Source organism: Pseudomonas sp. GL-R-19, assembly GCF_019956375.1.
In the GTDB taxonomy this organism is placed as follows: domain Bacteria; phylum Pseudomonadota; class Gammaproteobacteria; order Pseudomonadales; family Pseudomonadaceae; genus Aquipseudomonas.
Map to the genome: position 1 here is coordinate 1 of NZ_JAHBDJ010000043.1, position 14,424 is coordinate 14,424.

Below are 14,424 nucleotides of genomic sequence, written 5' to 3' on the forward strand. Positions count from 1 at the left end.
GGGGAAGGTGGGCAGGGCTTGCGGGCCTTGTTGCATGAACAGTTGGGCCATGGCCCAGTACATTTCGCCTTGTTGAATTTCGTGGGCGAAATGAAAACGATCGATCACGTGGTGGGTGCCAGGTTTCACCACGGCGAGGGTGACGGTTTCGATGAGGCCGCCACTGCCCATGGGGCCGTACACGCTGCAGGCTTCGGCGCGCAGGTCATCCCAGTCATAGACTTCGGTCCGTACGCCCCAGGCGGTGCGGCTGAAGGGTCTGAGCCCGTCGTGGTGGAAACGATAGACATAGACTTTGCGTCGGACGCGGTTGAAGCGAATGGGTTCGTCGCGGGGGGCTTCGACGTCCATCCGCCAGATGAACACGCTTCCCCATAGGGGGATGATAAATCCGATGAGACCGAAGAAATGAAATACAAACGAGGGTATATCTCCAGTCGCTATAAGGATAACGATCCAAGCGACGGGAGGAATGAGAGCAAACAGGAACATACAAGGAGCCATCCAGACTCCAATCCCACGAGTCCTAACTGTGGTACGCGCCAGTTCAAGGCATATATCGTCAATATGGTTGGGGGGATTCGAGAGTACGGGGGGGTACGGTTCAGTGGAGGGCGACTCGTTAGGCCCCGGCAGGTCGCGCTTCCAGCCAGGAGCGGGTTTATCGAGTAACGGTGTTTTAAATAGCATGATTAGCAGTTCCGATTCTTTGGGAGAGCCGCTTGCTACCCAGGCCTGTGACGAAGCGAGCAGGGTAACCAACGGGCAAGGACATTGTTTATGAGCGTCAGCGATGGTCGGCCCTGAGTAAAAATGAGCAGACCATTTGCGCGGGCGCCCATGGCTTACAAACTGTCCATCAAGATGAGCTGTGCATAGGCATCGTGAATGTCGCGATCGGGCCAGTAGGTTACCGACAAGGTCGCCGCTTCAATGTTGTGCCGGCGGGTGTCGGGCAACAGCACGATGGCGCCTTTGATGTCCTTGACTTGTAAGGTACGGGCGTCGGCCAACGAGACGGTGCGTACTTCCTGCTTAGGTAGGGTGCTGTCGGCTCGGTAATCGGGCTTGTTCGGGAGTTTGGGTACGGCCAGCGCCGCTCGGCGTTCGCTGGCTGCGGTTGCCAGGGAGGGGGAATTCAACTCGCCTTCGGCCAGCACTTCGCCGCTGGTGTACTGGTTGGCCGAGCCATCGCCGTGACGATGAACCGTTAGTGACCAGCGATAGGCCGACCGGTTGGCGTCGAAGAGCGGCAGAACCAGGTGATATTCGAGGTGCTGTTCATAGATCGGCGCGCCTACGCTGCCCATGGGACCACCCCAGCCTTGCGAGCCGCTATTGACGATTCGTAAGCGAAAATTGATGCCAGCTTCAACGCCCAGGGTCGCGGCATTCAGCTCGGCAATGGCGATGTGGGCGTGTTCTGGTTTGTTCCAGTGAATGGGGGGGACTTCGTTGTGCATACCAAAAAAACAACGGCGAGCCCAGCGGTCGAGAGGTGTCGATTCTTCGCTTTCGGCCCACTTGTACAAACCATATCCTGCTAATCCGAGAAATATGGCTATTCCGAGTGGGCCAAGCAGAGCTGTGCTTCCATAGGCTGCGGCAGCTATGCCAAAGATCGCTCCAGCGCCCGAAAATCCCGTAGAAAGCGTATATAAACCTGCAGCAGAAGCATCACCCGCTTTGGAGGTACGGTTAGCAGCGAATCCCGCTCGCGTCGCATCGTACAGTCCCGCCACAGCACCAATACTCCCCCCGACCCGTACAAATACGTTGCCTACGCGAGCAGTCGCTGTTGCAGCAGTCATCGCCTGGGTCGACAAACTGCTGACCTTCTGCACCTGCACCGCCCCTTTCTCCAGTGCGATGCCTACGATTTCCACCCCCCCACCCAACACCCCCAAGCTACTGCCATACAACGCCAACCTCGCCTCAACAGCCTTCTCTCCCATCGCCTGTTCTACATCCTTGAGACTTTTGTTCAGTGAGTCGCTTAGCAGGTACATCCCGCCCATCGCCAGCAACAGCTCGCTACTGCCGACCGCGCCACGCAGCCCGGTAAAGCCGCTGCGCACCCATTTCGCCGCCAGGTACGAGGACACCTTGACGCCTTGCAGCACCTTGCGCGCTTGCGGGTCCAGCGTGCCAACCCCGACGGCGATTTCGACCAGCGTAGCGTGGGCACCTTTGCCCAGCTGATCCACGCCGAGGTTGGCCTGGCGCATCAGGGCGTCCTGTAGTTCGGTGACCTGGCTTTCGACCCAGATACTAATAGTCACGCTGAGGTTGGCTATTTTGGGGTCCAGCACCGCCAGGCTGAGCAGGCCGCCCTGAATCAGCGGGCGCACCTGTTTCCGCGCCTTGCGGGCCTCATCGTCGATTTTGCCCAGCTCGTCCTTAAGGCCTTTCCAGGTGCGGTCGATGGCATCAGCGGTCTTGCGTTGCAGGTTGCGCAGGTGCTCGCATTGCAGGGCGTAGTATTCACCCAGCTTCATCTTCACCTTGAGTTCGGTCAGATGAATGCCGTTGTAGAGCAGTTGACTGGCACTGTTGAGACACGAAACCACTCGCCCCACGCCAGGGCCGAGCGACGGTTGCAAGCGGACGGCAGCGGCGTTGAGGGCACCGAGGAGTTGTGCCATGGCGTGCTGTAAACGGGGGCGGACATGGTGCTTGAAGTCGTCGTTGTCGATGAGCTTGGTAATGGCGGAATAGAGCTTTTCACTGTCGTTCCAGTCGGTATCGCCTGTCGCATTGAAACTGGGCAACAGGTCGGTCAGCAAGCGTTTGTCACGCAAGAGAAGGGCGCGGTAGACCGGGCTCTTTGGGTCGTTCAGCCAGTCGCTCCATAGGGAGGCAGTAGGACCTGTGTCTTCAACGTTGTTTGTTTCCTGCGGGTGTTCCTCTTGTCTCGATGGCGCCTCACTGATGCCACCCTCCAGGCACAGCGCCATGGTCTGGCTGTAGGCCCGTCCTGACGGGCGATCATCGCCGTCGTAGTCATTTTGCTCGACACAGGCAAACTGTCGGGAGCGACACGCTGCCGCGTAGGCGTGTGCGCTTTGGTCGATGTAACGCTGATAGCTCGCCCATTCTTGCTCATACAGTTGATGAAACAGGGCACGGCTCTGTTCATCGTAGCGTTCCTCCAGGTTCTGGTTGGCAGCAAGGGTGCGCTTCTGGACGATCCGCTCGCGCTGCTGCTCGGGGCTGGAAAATACCGGCGGGCCATCGCCGGTCATGGGCTCGACAGACGTCGGTAGGGGCGTTTGGCCTTCTGCCCGTTCGCGATGGATTTCGCGAATGGCCAGCAGTAGCTGAGAGGTCTGGTACTGATAAGCCCGGTCCGGGTCGTTCATCCAGGTCTGTCGCTGCTGGATCCAGCGGTTGCGGGTGTCGTTGAGCTCCTGCACCAGGCCGATGATGTCATCCAGTACAAACGCCAGGACGCCTTGTTGGAGCTGATGCTGTGGGATGGCGTTGCGCAGGAAACCCTTCAGCGCGTTCAGGCGATGGGCACGGCTATGGAAGCCATGCACGCTGTCGAATCCTGGCGTTGACTCCTGCGGCGGATGCTCATAAAAGGGCCAGTCGGGTTCGGTCGTGATGGGCAATTGGGTCGTCTGGTGCTGCTGGTATTCGTAAACCTGCTTGTCCACCTGCAGGTTTTCATCCGTCATGGCCAGGCCAACGCTGGCGGGGTTGTCGCGTGCGCTGGCGAGGTCGAGCTTGTGGAAACGCTCTGAAGCATGACCGGCCTTGTAGGCGTCCAGCACGCTGGCCGGCCACGGGTCATTGGCAAAGGCCAGCCACGCTTGGGTGTGTTTGTCGGTGTCGATGTTGAGGAACGATGCCGGGCAGTCGTGATTGGCCGAGACGCAAGCATCGGACAGCGGAGTCTCGTTGGCAGGCGCAGGTGCGTAGGGGTTGAATTGACGTAGATAACCGTCCGGGCTGACCTGATAGGCCTGCCAGATCTTGCGATCCAGCAATACATACAGGTAACCCGCGCGCAACGTGCGTAAGCCCAGGCGTGTATGGATCTGCACGGTATCCGGCCGCACAGGTTCATTGGGTGAGCGTGGCACCAGCGCGTGACGCAATGGCAGGATGGGCAGCCCTTTACGTTGACAGGCCTTGCATTGATCTGTTGAAACCGCGGTTTCGGCTATGGCGATGCCCAGTTGTGTGCCCAAGGTCATTGAAGTGCTCCGGCAGAAGTCAGATCCGACACGGCCCGCTGCCAGGCGTTGTCGTTGTAGGGGGTCAACAAGTGGCTGAGCGGCGCTTGCCCTTGGGCCGCTTGCTCGATCAGGGCGCGAACGCCAGTGTGCTGATGCAGGCGCGGGTGCAGCATCAGGCGGAGCAAGGCCAATGTCAGGATGTCGTCCTGGTGGCTAAGGCCGAGCTGGCGGGCTTGCTGGATCTGGATATAGGCCTGTGCTGCCGCTTGAGGCGGGAGTGCAGTAGGGCCGTTCCAGCGGGCGGGGGCATACGTCAGCGGCAAGCGAAGGGCGCGTCGCCAACTGCTCAGCAAGGCGGACACCATGAGGGCGTCCCGCTGTACGGCGGTCGTGCGGATATCCAGAGCGGTGCGACGTTCGGGGGCGCCCACCAACACACTGCCGACACCGCTGCTGGTGGGCAGCAGCCAGTGTTGGATCGGCCACCAAGGACCCTCATCGTTGCGGCGGAAGGTGCCCGCGAGCAACTCTAGGCGAAGGGGCTCATGGATCGGGAAAAAAACTCGCCCCTGCTCCAGAGGAAATTGTCCGAGTGAAACGATGTGGGCACTGAGATGCCGGGCTGCTGCGCTGCTGCTGAGCCAGCCGCACACATAACGTTTGTGACGATCCAGATCCTCATGCGCGCGTAAGGCAGATAGCGTTAGTAGTTCTTGCGACGGCGAGACGCCGGGCGTAGCGAGGGTCACCAGCACTGGGCAGGCCGATGGCGTATGAATTAGATCGGGCCGATGCAGAGGCGTGACGGCGTCATTGCCAAGCGTTTGACGTAGCGCCTCAATGTGTAATGGGTCATCTGCGGCGCAGTCGGCCAAGAGGTCGAGCAACAAGTACAGCGTAGCATCGGGTGCATGCTGTTCGGCGACGAACGCCTGGACGCTAGCCGGGGTCATCGGTTTTTCTCCACGCAGGTCTGCCCTGCCTCGGGTTGCAGCTGCAGGGTCAGGGCTTGACCGGCGCCTGGGGTCGTGGAGGTTACCGGGCCATGTAGGGTTATCGCTACGCCATTGAGGTGGATGCCTTGCGCGTCCAGCGTGAGGCTGCCGCCGGGGCTTTGAAAGACCACACGCTCACTGGCTTGCAGTTGGTAGACCGTGGTGGTGTGGTGCATGCCTTGGCCGGCAGTTAGACGATGTTGCCCTGAGATCGTTTGCTGGCAGTGACCGCCCACTTCGCTTTGGTGGTTGGCCGTGGTGGTGTCGTAGCGATTATTGCCGACCCGCACACTGCGATCCCGGCCGATAGTTGTCTCATGGTCACGTCCGGTGGAGAGCGTGTGGTCCCGCCCGATCTCGTGGGACTGGTCGTTGTCGATCGATACATGCTCGTCGTTACCGACTTCTTCTTTTCGGTCATTGCCGACGAAGATACTGTTGTCGTGTTTGATGTGTTCGTTCTTGTCCTTTTCGGCGTGGATGTACACCTCTTCCTGCCCCAGCTCATCCTCAAAACGCAGCTCGTTGAAGCCCTCTCCCTTATGGGTACGGCTCTTGATGGTCATTCGCGTCTTGTGCTTGGGCAGCTCGTAGGGCGGCAGATTGGTCTCGCGGTAGGTGCGGCCCGTGGCAATGGGCTGGTCAGGGTCGCCATCCAGGAAGCTGATGATCAGTTCCTGATTGACCCGCGGCACGGCCATGGCGCCCCAGGTCGCACCGGCCCAGCCTTGGGCCACACGGATCCAGCACGAACTTTGATTGTTGTTCTTGTCCGAACGATCCCACGGGAACTGCACCTTGACCCGGCCCCATTCGTCGCAATAAATCTCTTCCCCTGGCGGGCCGACCACCGTGGCGATCTGCGGGCCGTCGATGCAGGGTTTGTCGCACAGCGGAGCTTTCCAGTCCGAGGTCCAGCGAATGGCTGTGGCCTGCATCTCGTAAGACGTGCCGCTGTCACTGCCGAAGGCTTCTTCCTGCAAACTGGTGTGCTGTTTGCCTTCGTGCTGGATAGCGATGGTGCGCCAGCGGTCGTTGAAGTCTTCGCGGGGATGGTCGTTCAGGTCGAAGGCCAACCCCGGTTGCAGGCGCGCATCATCACCTGCCAGATGGGCCAGTTTGGCGTCGTTGCGCAGGGCGGCCAGGCGGGTCTTGGTAAAGGGCTTGCCGGCGATGTCGCGTTTGTAGCGGCCGGGATAGTCGTAACGTTCGTAGTCCTTGTGCTGGTTGTTCAGGTCCTGATCGCCGGTGGCGGTGTGCTGCTGGTTGTAGTACGGATGGGTGAAGGTGTAGTCGCGCTGCACCTGGCGTGCGGTGCGCACTTGTTCGGTGTAGTGGAAGCGGGTCAATGCCGGTTCCATGGAATCGCCACCCCCCATGGGCTGGTAGATCATCGGGCAATCGGTGTGGGTGCCAATGGTGCCGAGGCCACCGACGCGATCGGTGAGGACGAGGGTGTGGCCGTCGGCGCGGTGTTCGAAGGTGTAGAGCAGGCCTTCTTCGGCGGCCAGGCGGGCGATGAAGTCGAGGTCGGTTTCGCCGGCCTGTACGCAGTACTCGCGGGCTTGGTGCTCGAAGCAGATTTCAGTGCGGATGTCAGTGAGCTGTTGCTCGGTGAGCACGCTGGTGATGATGTCGGGCACGGTCTGGCCCTGGAAAATCCGCCAGTTGGAACGCAGGTCGAAACGCGCCAGGGTCGGTTCGACCACGGCGGTGTAGCGGGTGCGGCGAAAGCCGGTGTCACCCTGACAGAACAGGCTGACCAAACCGTGGACGTAGCGCACAGGGGTGTCGCCACGCCAGAGGGTGAACAGCCCCGCCAGATCGAGCACCCGATTGAAGTCGATAGCGGCATTGTGGCTGGCCAGTTCCAGTTCGAGTTTGAACGGCTGGGACAGGCCTTCTTCGAGGGTGAACGAGACCACCTCGAAGGGATCGCCTTTCAAGGGCTCGAAGGTGAAACACAGGTCGCTTTGGCGGGGCATGGGGCCTCCTTGTCGAGAGTGTGAATGTCAGTCGATCAACCAGCTGCTATCACCGTTTTCCAATTTTCCATCGTGATCGGTGGTATCGCCGACACGGGCTACTGGCTGTCCATTGACGGTCATCGAGGGCGAGCCGCTGGTGATGACGGCGCCGCATCCAAGGGTGTCGCCGACACGGGCGACGGCGCGGCCGTTTACGGTCATGTTGCGTGTACCGCTGTCGACGGTGGTGGGGCCACACAAAGGGCAATCATGGTCGTGTCCGACCAGAACGACGGCTGGCATAGAGCCTCCTGAAAATTATCGAGTCAGTGAATATTCCGCCGCCTGAGCGGCGGAACGTGCCGGTTGGCGATTAAGCCGGCTTGCGCCAGTCGTCCGAGGCTTCGGTGCCGGCCACTACATGGGTCCAGCTGACCTTGCGATACGCCAGGCTGGTCTTGATCAGTTGGGTGTAGTTTTCGTTGCTACTGTTTTGTGCGTGGGGCAGCACGGTGTGAATGTCGACGACCGTGGCGTCTTCCAGTTTGGTGGTGAAGAAGTGCTCTTGCTTGCCGTCCCCCGAGGTGCGGAACCACTTCACTTCAACGGTCGGCAGCATTTCGCCGGTGGCCAGGGCCTGATAGAGCATCGGTGAGGCTTTGTTCAAGGCGCTGGTGAATATCAGCGGCTTGTGCACCCGTTGCCCGGACGGTTGGCCACTCTGTGGGTCGGTGGGCGTACCGATTGCGTGGTCGATTTCCTGGACGAGGATTTCGTCTTCGTGGCCTTCCACATAAACGTTGCCCACCGATTCAGCAGTGAACGCGCCCTTGGTGATGTGGCCCTGGGTTTTGCCGTGGATGCTGATGTACGCAGGTGTTGGCATGACAAGCTCCTTGTCGCGATCAAGTGAACGGCCCCTGGGGGCCGCAGGTTATGGCCGACACGGCCATGGCTTTGCAGGCGCTCGGGATGAGCGCGCTGAAAATCGGTTACAGGTGCAGCACCCGCTCCAGGGACTCCAGCACTTGCTGGGTGATGGCGTTCAGGCGGATCGAGTAGATCGTGTAGGCGACCGTCAGCACGACGGCGGCCATGGCCCACGGCGTCCACAACGGCCAGGCGCGTTTGATCCGGTAGTTGCGCGGGGCGACGTTTTTCAGCGGGTCGGTCAGGCGCTTGGGTGTCTCGCCGCGCAAGGGTCGCAACAGGCCGTGCAGTTGGGTGATGATCTTCTGTATTTCGTCATCGCCCTTGATATGGGCGCCGTATTTGCCTTTGAGACCGGAGATCAGGCACTGGTACATGAACTCCAACACATGCTGGTACCTGGCCGCTTCGGGGATCATGTTGTTCATCACGGTGAAGAATTTTTCGCCGCCCCAGGTTTCTTGATGAAACTTGCTTAGCAGCGAGCGTGCGCTCCATGTGGAAGACTTGCCCCAGGAAGTGCTCATGACCACTTCGTCCAGCAACAAACACAGGCTGTAGGAGTAGGCCTTGAGCATGCCTGCGTCGTAGTCGAGCTGGCTGACTTCTTCCATGATCGTGGTGATCTGGTTGCTGACGCTCAGGTACAGCGCAGGTACGTCGTCGTGCTGGTCCAGACGCCGCAGGCGGATGACCAGGCCGATCAGCGGCGTGGCGGCATCGCACAGCGGGTTCCAGGCCAGGCCGCGCATGTCGAATTCAGGGTCGGCCAAGTGTTTTTGGCCGCTGGCAGTGATCGTTTCGCCGTCAAAGTCGATGGCGCCGGAGATCTCCTCGTGACGCCATGAGTCGGGTGTCGTTTTAATCATCTTTTTCACTCCTGATCGCCCAGAACTGCAATTCCAGCTTCGGGAATTCACCGGCAATATGGAAACCAAACCCGCTGCCACTGCTCAGGCTTTGCCAGGCGGGGTGATGGCGGTCGAGTTCGAAGTAGCTGAAACCGGCATGGAACGGCAGGTGTCGCGGCGCCACCGGCAGCGGCCGCAGTGGAATACCCGGCAGTTGCAGGCTGACCAGTTGCTCCAGCCCTTCGGTGGAGGTGATCTTGATCTGCTTGGGCAGTTGCTGACGCAGGGTTTCCGCGGGCAGTTCGGCGCGCACGGCGAGGATGAATTCAGCGTTGTCCAGCAGGCGTTTGTCGTTCAATGCGGCGCTGCGCACGCCGTACCGCTGCTCGACAATCGGCAACGACACCGCACGCGGTTGCAGCACCGTGCCCAAGGCGCGGCGCAAGGTGTGCTCCAGAATCTGGAACGACTCGCGCAGGTTGTCGTGCTGGTAGGCCGGGTATTCCTGGGGCAGGTGGCCTTCATCGGTAAAAGTCACCAGTTCGCCGCAGGCCTGGGCCAGGGCGATGTACAGCCGTTCCGGGTGGACTTGGCGCTGGCGAGCCAGGTGTTGGAACAGCGGGAACAAGCGGTTGAGGGTTTGCAGCAGGTTGAAGTCGGTGACATCTGCCACCCCCGACTGTCCCGGTGAACCGATACGCTGGGCCAGGTTTTTGGCCCGCTCGCGCATCAGCCCGGCCACCTCACCGAGGTAGCGGTGCAGCGCCGGCACCGCTTGCAGGGACAGGCTGGTGGGATAGAAATGCTCGTCCATTACCAGGCTGCCGTCCGGGCGCTTGTCTTTGATCCTGCCCAAGGCGATGCCGGTGAAGGCACTGCGGTCGCTGCGTTCGAGCATCAGTTGCAGGTTGGGCACGGCCAGGTCCATGCCGACCTGATCGCCGTCATCGCTGTGGGTATCGCGGATTTCTTCACGGCGGGCGATGTAGCGGCTGTTGCCGTACTGGTCGGGCCAGCGCACTTCGAGAGCGCCGTTGGAGCGCAGCGGCAGGGCCAGGTAGACGATCTGGTTGACTGCGCTGCTGTCGGCGATTTCCAGCGGGGCGGGCGGCGCCAGGTCGTGGGGGATATCGAAGACGCTGCCATCGGGCATGATCCCCCGCGCTTGGGTAATGGCGACCTTGCCGAAGCTCAGGTATTCGCTGTTCAGCGTCAGCTCGCTGAAGCCATAGAGCGCGTCGTTGAGGCTGTGCAGGCGCTGATGCACGGCGGCCTCGGCGGCGCGGGCCTGTTGCTGGAAGTGCTGGGGCTTGACGAACAAACCTTCATGCCAGATGACGGGGTTGCGTGAACTCATCGGTAATTACTCGGGGCAAAAGCGGCTGAAAAGGGCGTCATCGGGTTTCTCCTTTGAGGCTGACCTGCGCGGCGTCCAGCTGCACCAGCACCGCGTACTGCCGGCCCCTGGGCTCGACGCGCAGGCGCTGTTTCCACTGTCCGATATCGCTGCTGTGGTAGTTGGCGATCACCGCGATGAAACGGGTGTCTTCATCAAGCGCGCGCAGATCGATGAATTTGAATTGGCCTGGGTTGAGCAGGTAGTCGTCGGCGCGGATATAGGTGCTGCCCAGGGTCTTTTTCAGGTCGTCGGCCAGGGCCTGAGGGCTGGCGTTGATCAGCAGCGAGTCGTCGGTCAGTTGCAACACCTTGAAGGCGATCGGCGTGGCGACGTGCTGCATGGCCGGGTTGCCCCACGGGGTGGTCAGGCTGACCCCCTGAGCGTCGTAGTCACCCAGCAGCGCGTCTTCGATGGGCGACATCGGCACGACGGGCGCTGGCTCCAAACTCAGTGGCGACTGGGCCGGCACGCTTTCGTAAAGGTGGCTGAGTAGCGTTTGTACTTTGTCCGTCAGGGCCTGCGGGCTGGTGGCCTGCACATTGAGGGTGTAAGGCGAACGGCTCGCGTCCTCGTCCGGTGCCGTGCCGGTACTGATCAGGCGCGGGTTGACGTCGTGGCTGGCGTACAGGCTCAGGGAGTAGCGGCTGGGCTGATCGTCGGGGCCGCCGACCGAAATCGATGGAGTCCAGATCACTTGGCCGATCTTGCCGAGCATGGTGCAGCCGCCCAGGGTCAGGCAGGCGAGCAACAAGGTGGCCAGACGCAGGTTGCTGAACAGGCAAACGGTGCGCTCGGGTGCGGTCGCGCAAATATCAGCCAGCGGCTTTGGTGGCGGCGCTTCATTCATCGCTCGCAGCGGGTCGCCTTGCTCGGCTAAATCCAAGGGCCGGCAAAGGCGCTCGAATTCCGGGCAAGTGGCAGGTCGCCTATCCGCCGGTGGCCTACTCGGCGCATCTTCCTGGTGCCACACGTGCATGCCTTCAGGGTGGCCGCCGAGCAGTTCATCCAGCGAACGCTGCCCTGGGGCGTGCTCGCCCAATTGCACCGCGACCTGATACGCACCAATCTGCAACCGATCACCGTCGTTGAGGCTTATCGCCACATGACGCTCAAGCGGCAGGTCGTGACCGTTGACGTAGGTTCTACCGCTGCGGTCGATCACGCAGAACCGCCCTTCGATGATGCGGATGTCGCAGTGGTTGGGTCGCACGCTGTTGGTGCGATCTTCCAGGCGCCAGTCCACCGCGGCACTGCCGATGCTGCCGCCCTGTGGGCCAAATTGGTGACCGGGCAGATAGCCGTGCAACAGCTGCGCAGGATTGCTGACAACCAGGCTCAGCTTCATGCGCGCCCCCGAATCCGCACCACGGCGGGATTACGATGTTGCTGATGCTCGATGAAACTGGTCCAGCCCAGGTGGGTGCCGCCGGCGCGTTGCAGGTTGAACGGCGGTACGTCTTCTTCGCGCAGCCCCAGTTCCAGGTCGTAGGCGGTGGCATCGCGCAGCAGAAAATGCATCAACTGGCGCAATCGCCCGAACTGATCGTCGCTGGGCAAGAACTGACGAAAGCGCGCTTGAGTCAAGTTAGGAATCACCAGGGTGAACTTGCTGGCGCGGGTCTTGCTGCGATCACCCACCACAAAGTTACTGCCCAGGGTGCCGTTGGCCTTGCCCAACGCCAGGCGCTGGCGTTGCGGAAAACTCACTGAGCGAGCCTCGAACTCACGGATATGTATGCCGTGCAGGTCGAAGCAATGCTCGACGATGCCGGACACCACCGAGGGGGAGCGGCTGCGGTTGGCGATCAAGCCGGCAAAGCTCAGCAGGCGGCCCCACGGCAGCGGCGTCGTACCGCGAAGGTCGTTGTCGTTCAGCCCGACCATGGAGAATACGTAACGCGAAAAACGGTCGTTCGCCTCGGCCTGGTAGCGAATGTAGTAGCGGTACTTGCGCCAACTGGTGTGCAGCAGGGTCAGCAAGCGATGGTTGAAAAAGTCCATGAACGCCGGACGAATGCCGCGCTCTTGAGATTGTTCGTAAGCCAGGCGGTCCAGGTAATAACCGGGCAAAGGCGAGTCGGTACCGTGCAGGCCAAAGAAGCTGGTCTGCAAGCGGTAGCGCGCTTCGTCGCCCCCATCCTCTACGCGGCCAGCCAACACCACGTCGGAGGCCGGAAAGCCCAGCCCTGCATGGCTTTGCAGGCGCACGCGACGGCGCGCCGCCGCACTCAGGGGCCGCGCTTCCAGGTCATCGCCATGCAAGGCGTGCAAATGCTCCAGCAAACGGTGAAACGAATAGTTTCGCGCGTCAGCCAGCAGCCGGTCGGCTAGATCAGGGGTTGTCTGCCGGTCAACAGTGGCCATTCATAGCACTCGTTGTTGGTGGTATTGATCACTTCCAAACGGTGGAAGGAGTTGATGCTGGCGTACAGGGCGAAGAAGTGCGAAAGCACGCTAGCGAACAGGTACAGCTCGCCCTCGCAGAGGAAGGCGTTCTGGTCCAATTGCAAACGGGTCTGCACGCCGCGCACGGGCAGGCCTTTCATCAGCCAGTCGATGGGAGTGGTCACGGCATCCTGGATACCGTTGAGGCGCTTGCGTGTGGCGCGGGCCTGTTGCAGGTCGTGCAGGGCGGCAAAGTCATAGGCGCGGATCACTGCCTTGAGCGGCTCGGCCGACAGCAACGACAGGTAGTTCAGCGACAGATTGGAAATCAGCGTCCAGTGCAGGCTCGCGTCCAACACCGGCCGATAAGACCGGGTCGGCGCAATCAGATTGGTATAGATGGCAAACGACGGCGTGACCTCGGTGGACAGCGACACATCGCCGACCCCCAGGGCCAATGGCAGATCGCGGTTGGTGCAGGTCAGTTCGATGGACGCCGCTTCATGCTCGCCGATGTACAGGCTTTCATCGCCACGCACGAAGGCGATGCGATGGCGCAATCCCTCACGTCCGTGGGATTCCTCGATATGCGTGCGGAAGTACAGCGCGGTGCGGCCCCGGGCATGTTCGATCTCATGCTGGAACGACTCGAACGGAGTAAAGCGCCGTAACGGATCGCCCTTGCGCTCCTTGTCGGCGGCGTCCCAGCCGGCCACCTGGTCGACACTGAAAATCTCAAAGGCATCGTGGCGGTTGCCACTGGGGCTGATACGCCGTTCCTGGCTGCGTCCGTCCAGCGCGATGGGCTCGGCATCGTGGCGGAACAGATTGACCGCCGGCGCACAGAACAGGTGAAGGTCTGATGTGCGCAAATGCGTATTGACCGGCATCGGCCGGGAAAACTGAAATTCGAAGCGAATCTGTCTAGTGCTGACGGCCGGCCAGACCTTGGCTAGTCGGGTCAGGCTGAAAAAGTGGAACCGCTGGGGGAACACAAAGTATTCCTGCAGGATCCGGTAGCCATCGAACACGTTGCGCGGGTAGGGCAGCAGTGCTTCTTCGGCGGTGAAACCGGGGAAGCCCAACTCGCTGGGGTTCAGACGATAAGGGGTGTTGTTGACGTACAGCGTGACGCTTTTGAGGTAATGGGCCAGCCACAGGTACAGGGTCAGTGCGGTGGCATTGTCGCCGCCGAGGTGAAAATCCAACTGATCGCACTCGAGGCTGGCGAGCGGTTGTGGGGTCAACACGTTGAGGTCGATGCGCAGTGTCGAGGCTTCGCGGCTGTGGGCATCGCTGACGGCCTGCAACGCCAACGGGTACAGATTGACATCGGTGCACGTGCGAAACTCGCAGGAGATGCCGTCCACGGGTTTGGCAAACAACCGCGTCCCTTTGGGAATCACCTTGCGATGACTGATCGCATTGGGCCGTGGCTCGAAGCGGATGATGGTCGCGCTGGGCAAGGGCCGCAGGTAGTTGGGCCAGAGCATCTGCAGCAGCGGATGGGTCAGCTCCGGCAGATCGTCGTCGATCTTCATGCCAAGCTTGGCGGTGAGGAAGGCAAAGCCTTCCAGCAATCGCTCCACGTCCGGGTCGCCGGCCTCGTCGCCGAGAAACTGCGCCAACTGTGGATTGTCCTCGGCAAACTCGCGACCGAGCTCGCGCAGGTAGCGCAACTCCTCGGCAAAACGTTGTTTCAAGTCCATG

The 14,424-nt window shown here is 61.0% G+C and carries 11 protein-coding genes; all 11 read right to left on the reverse strand.

Annotation, left to right across the window (positions count from 1 at the left end; translation table 11 throughout):
• A partial coding sequence (locus KGA83_RS30130) for a DUF6708 domain-containing protein (protein WP_223530713.1) occupies positions 1–366 on the reverse strand: 366 nt, incomplete at its 3' end.
• 479 nt (positions 367–845) lie between these two features.
• A complete protein-coding gene (locus KGA83_RS20700; RefSeq protein WP_108216841.1) occupies positions 846–4,205 on the reverse strand; it encodes a T6SS effector BTH_I2691 family protein in 3,360 nt (1,119 codons plus the stop codon).
• A complete protein-coding gene (locus KGA83_RS20705; RefSeq protein WP_108216842.1) occupies positions 4,202–5,140 on the reverse strand; it encodes a hypothetical protein in 939 nt (312 codons plus the stop codon). The genes KGA83_RS20700 and KGA83_RS20705 overlap by 4 nt, the downstream gene beginning before the upstream one ends.
• A complete protein-coding gene (locus KGA83_RS20710; RefSeq protein ID WP_115948443.1) occupies positions 5,137–7,167 on the reverse strand; it encodes a type VI secretion system Vgr family protein in 2,031 nt (676 codons plus the stop codon). The genes KGA83_RS20705 and KGA83_RS20710 overlap by 4 nt, the downstream gene beginning before the upstream one ends.
• A gap of 27 nt (positions 7,168–7,194) precedes the next feature.
• Entirely contained in the window at positions 7,195–7,452 is a 258-nt protein-coding gene (locus KGA83_RS20715) for a PAAR domain-containing protein (RefSeq protein WP_115948442.1), read from the reverse strand.
• A gap of 70 nt (positions 7,453–7,522) precedes the next feature.
• Positions 7,523–8,035, reverse strand: a complete 513-nt coding sequence (locus KGA83_RS20720) for an Hcp family type VI secretion system effector (RefSeq protein WP_115948441.1) — start codon at positions 8,033–8,035, stop codon at positions 7,523–7,525.
• Between the two features lie 106 nt (positions 8,036–8,141).
• Positions 8,142–8,948, reverse strand: a complete 807-nt coding sequence (gene icmH, locus KGA83_RS20725) for a type IVB secretion system protein IcmH/DotU (RefSeq protein ID WP_108216846.1) — start codon at positions 8,946–8,948, stop codon at positions 8,142–8,144.
• Positions 8,941–10,287, reverse strand: coding sequence for a type VI secretion system baseplate subunit TssK (tssK, locus tag KGA83_RS20730; protein ID WP_115948440.1), 1,347 nt, complete (start codon positions 10,285–10,287; stop codon positions 8,941–8,943). The genes icmH and tssK overlap by 8 nt, the downstream gene beginning before the upstream one ends.
• Before the next feature lie 37 nt (positions 10,288–10,324).
• Entirely contained in the window at positions 10,325–11,674 is a 1,350-nt protein-coding gene (tssJ, locus tag KGA83_RS20735; RefSeq protein WP_115948439.1) for a type VI secretion system lipoprotein TssJ, read from the reverse strand.
• Complete coding sequence (gene tssG, locus KGA83_RS20740) at positions 11,671–12,693, reverse strand: type VI secretion system baseplate subunit TssG (RefSeq protein ID WP_115948438.1); 1,023 nt, start codon at positions 12,691–12,693, stop codon at positions 11,671–11,673. The genes tssJ and tssG overlap by 4 nt, the downstream gene beginning before the upstream one ends.
• The gene (tssF, locus tag KGA83_RS20745) at positions 12,657–14,423 is read right to left on the reverse strand and encodes a type VI secretion system baseplate subunit TssF (protein WP_115948437.1); all 1,767 of its coding nucleotides are present in this window, start codon (positions 14,421–14,423) and stop codon (positions 12,657–12,659) included. The genes tssG and tssF overlap by 37 nt, the downstream gene beginning before the upstream one ends.
• Between the last annotated feature and the right edge of the window lies 1 nt (position 14,424).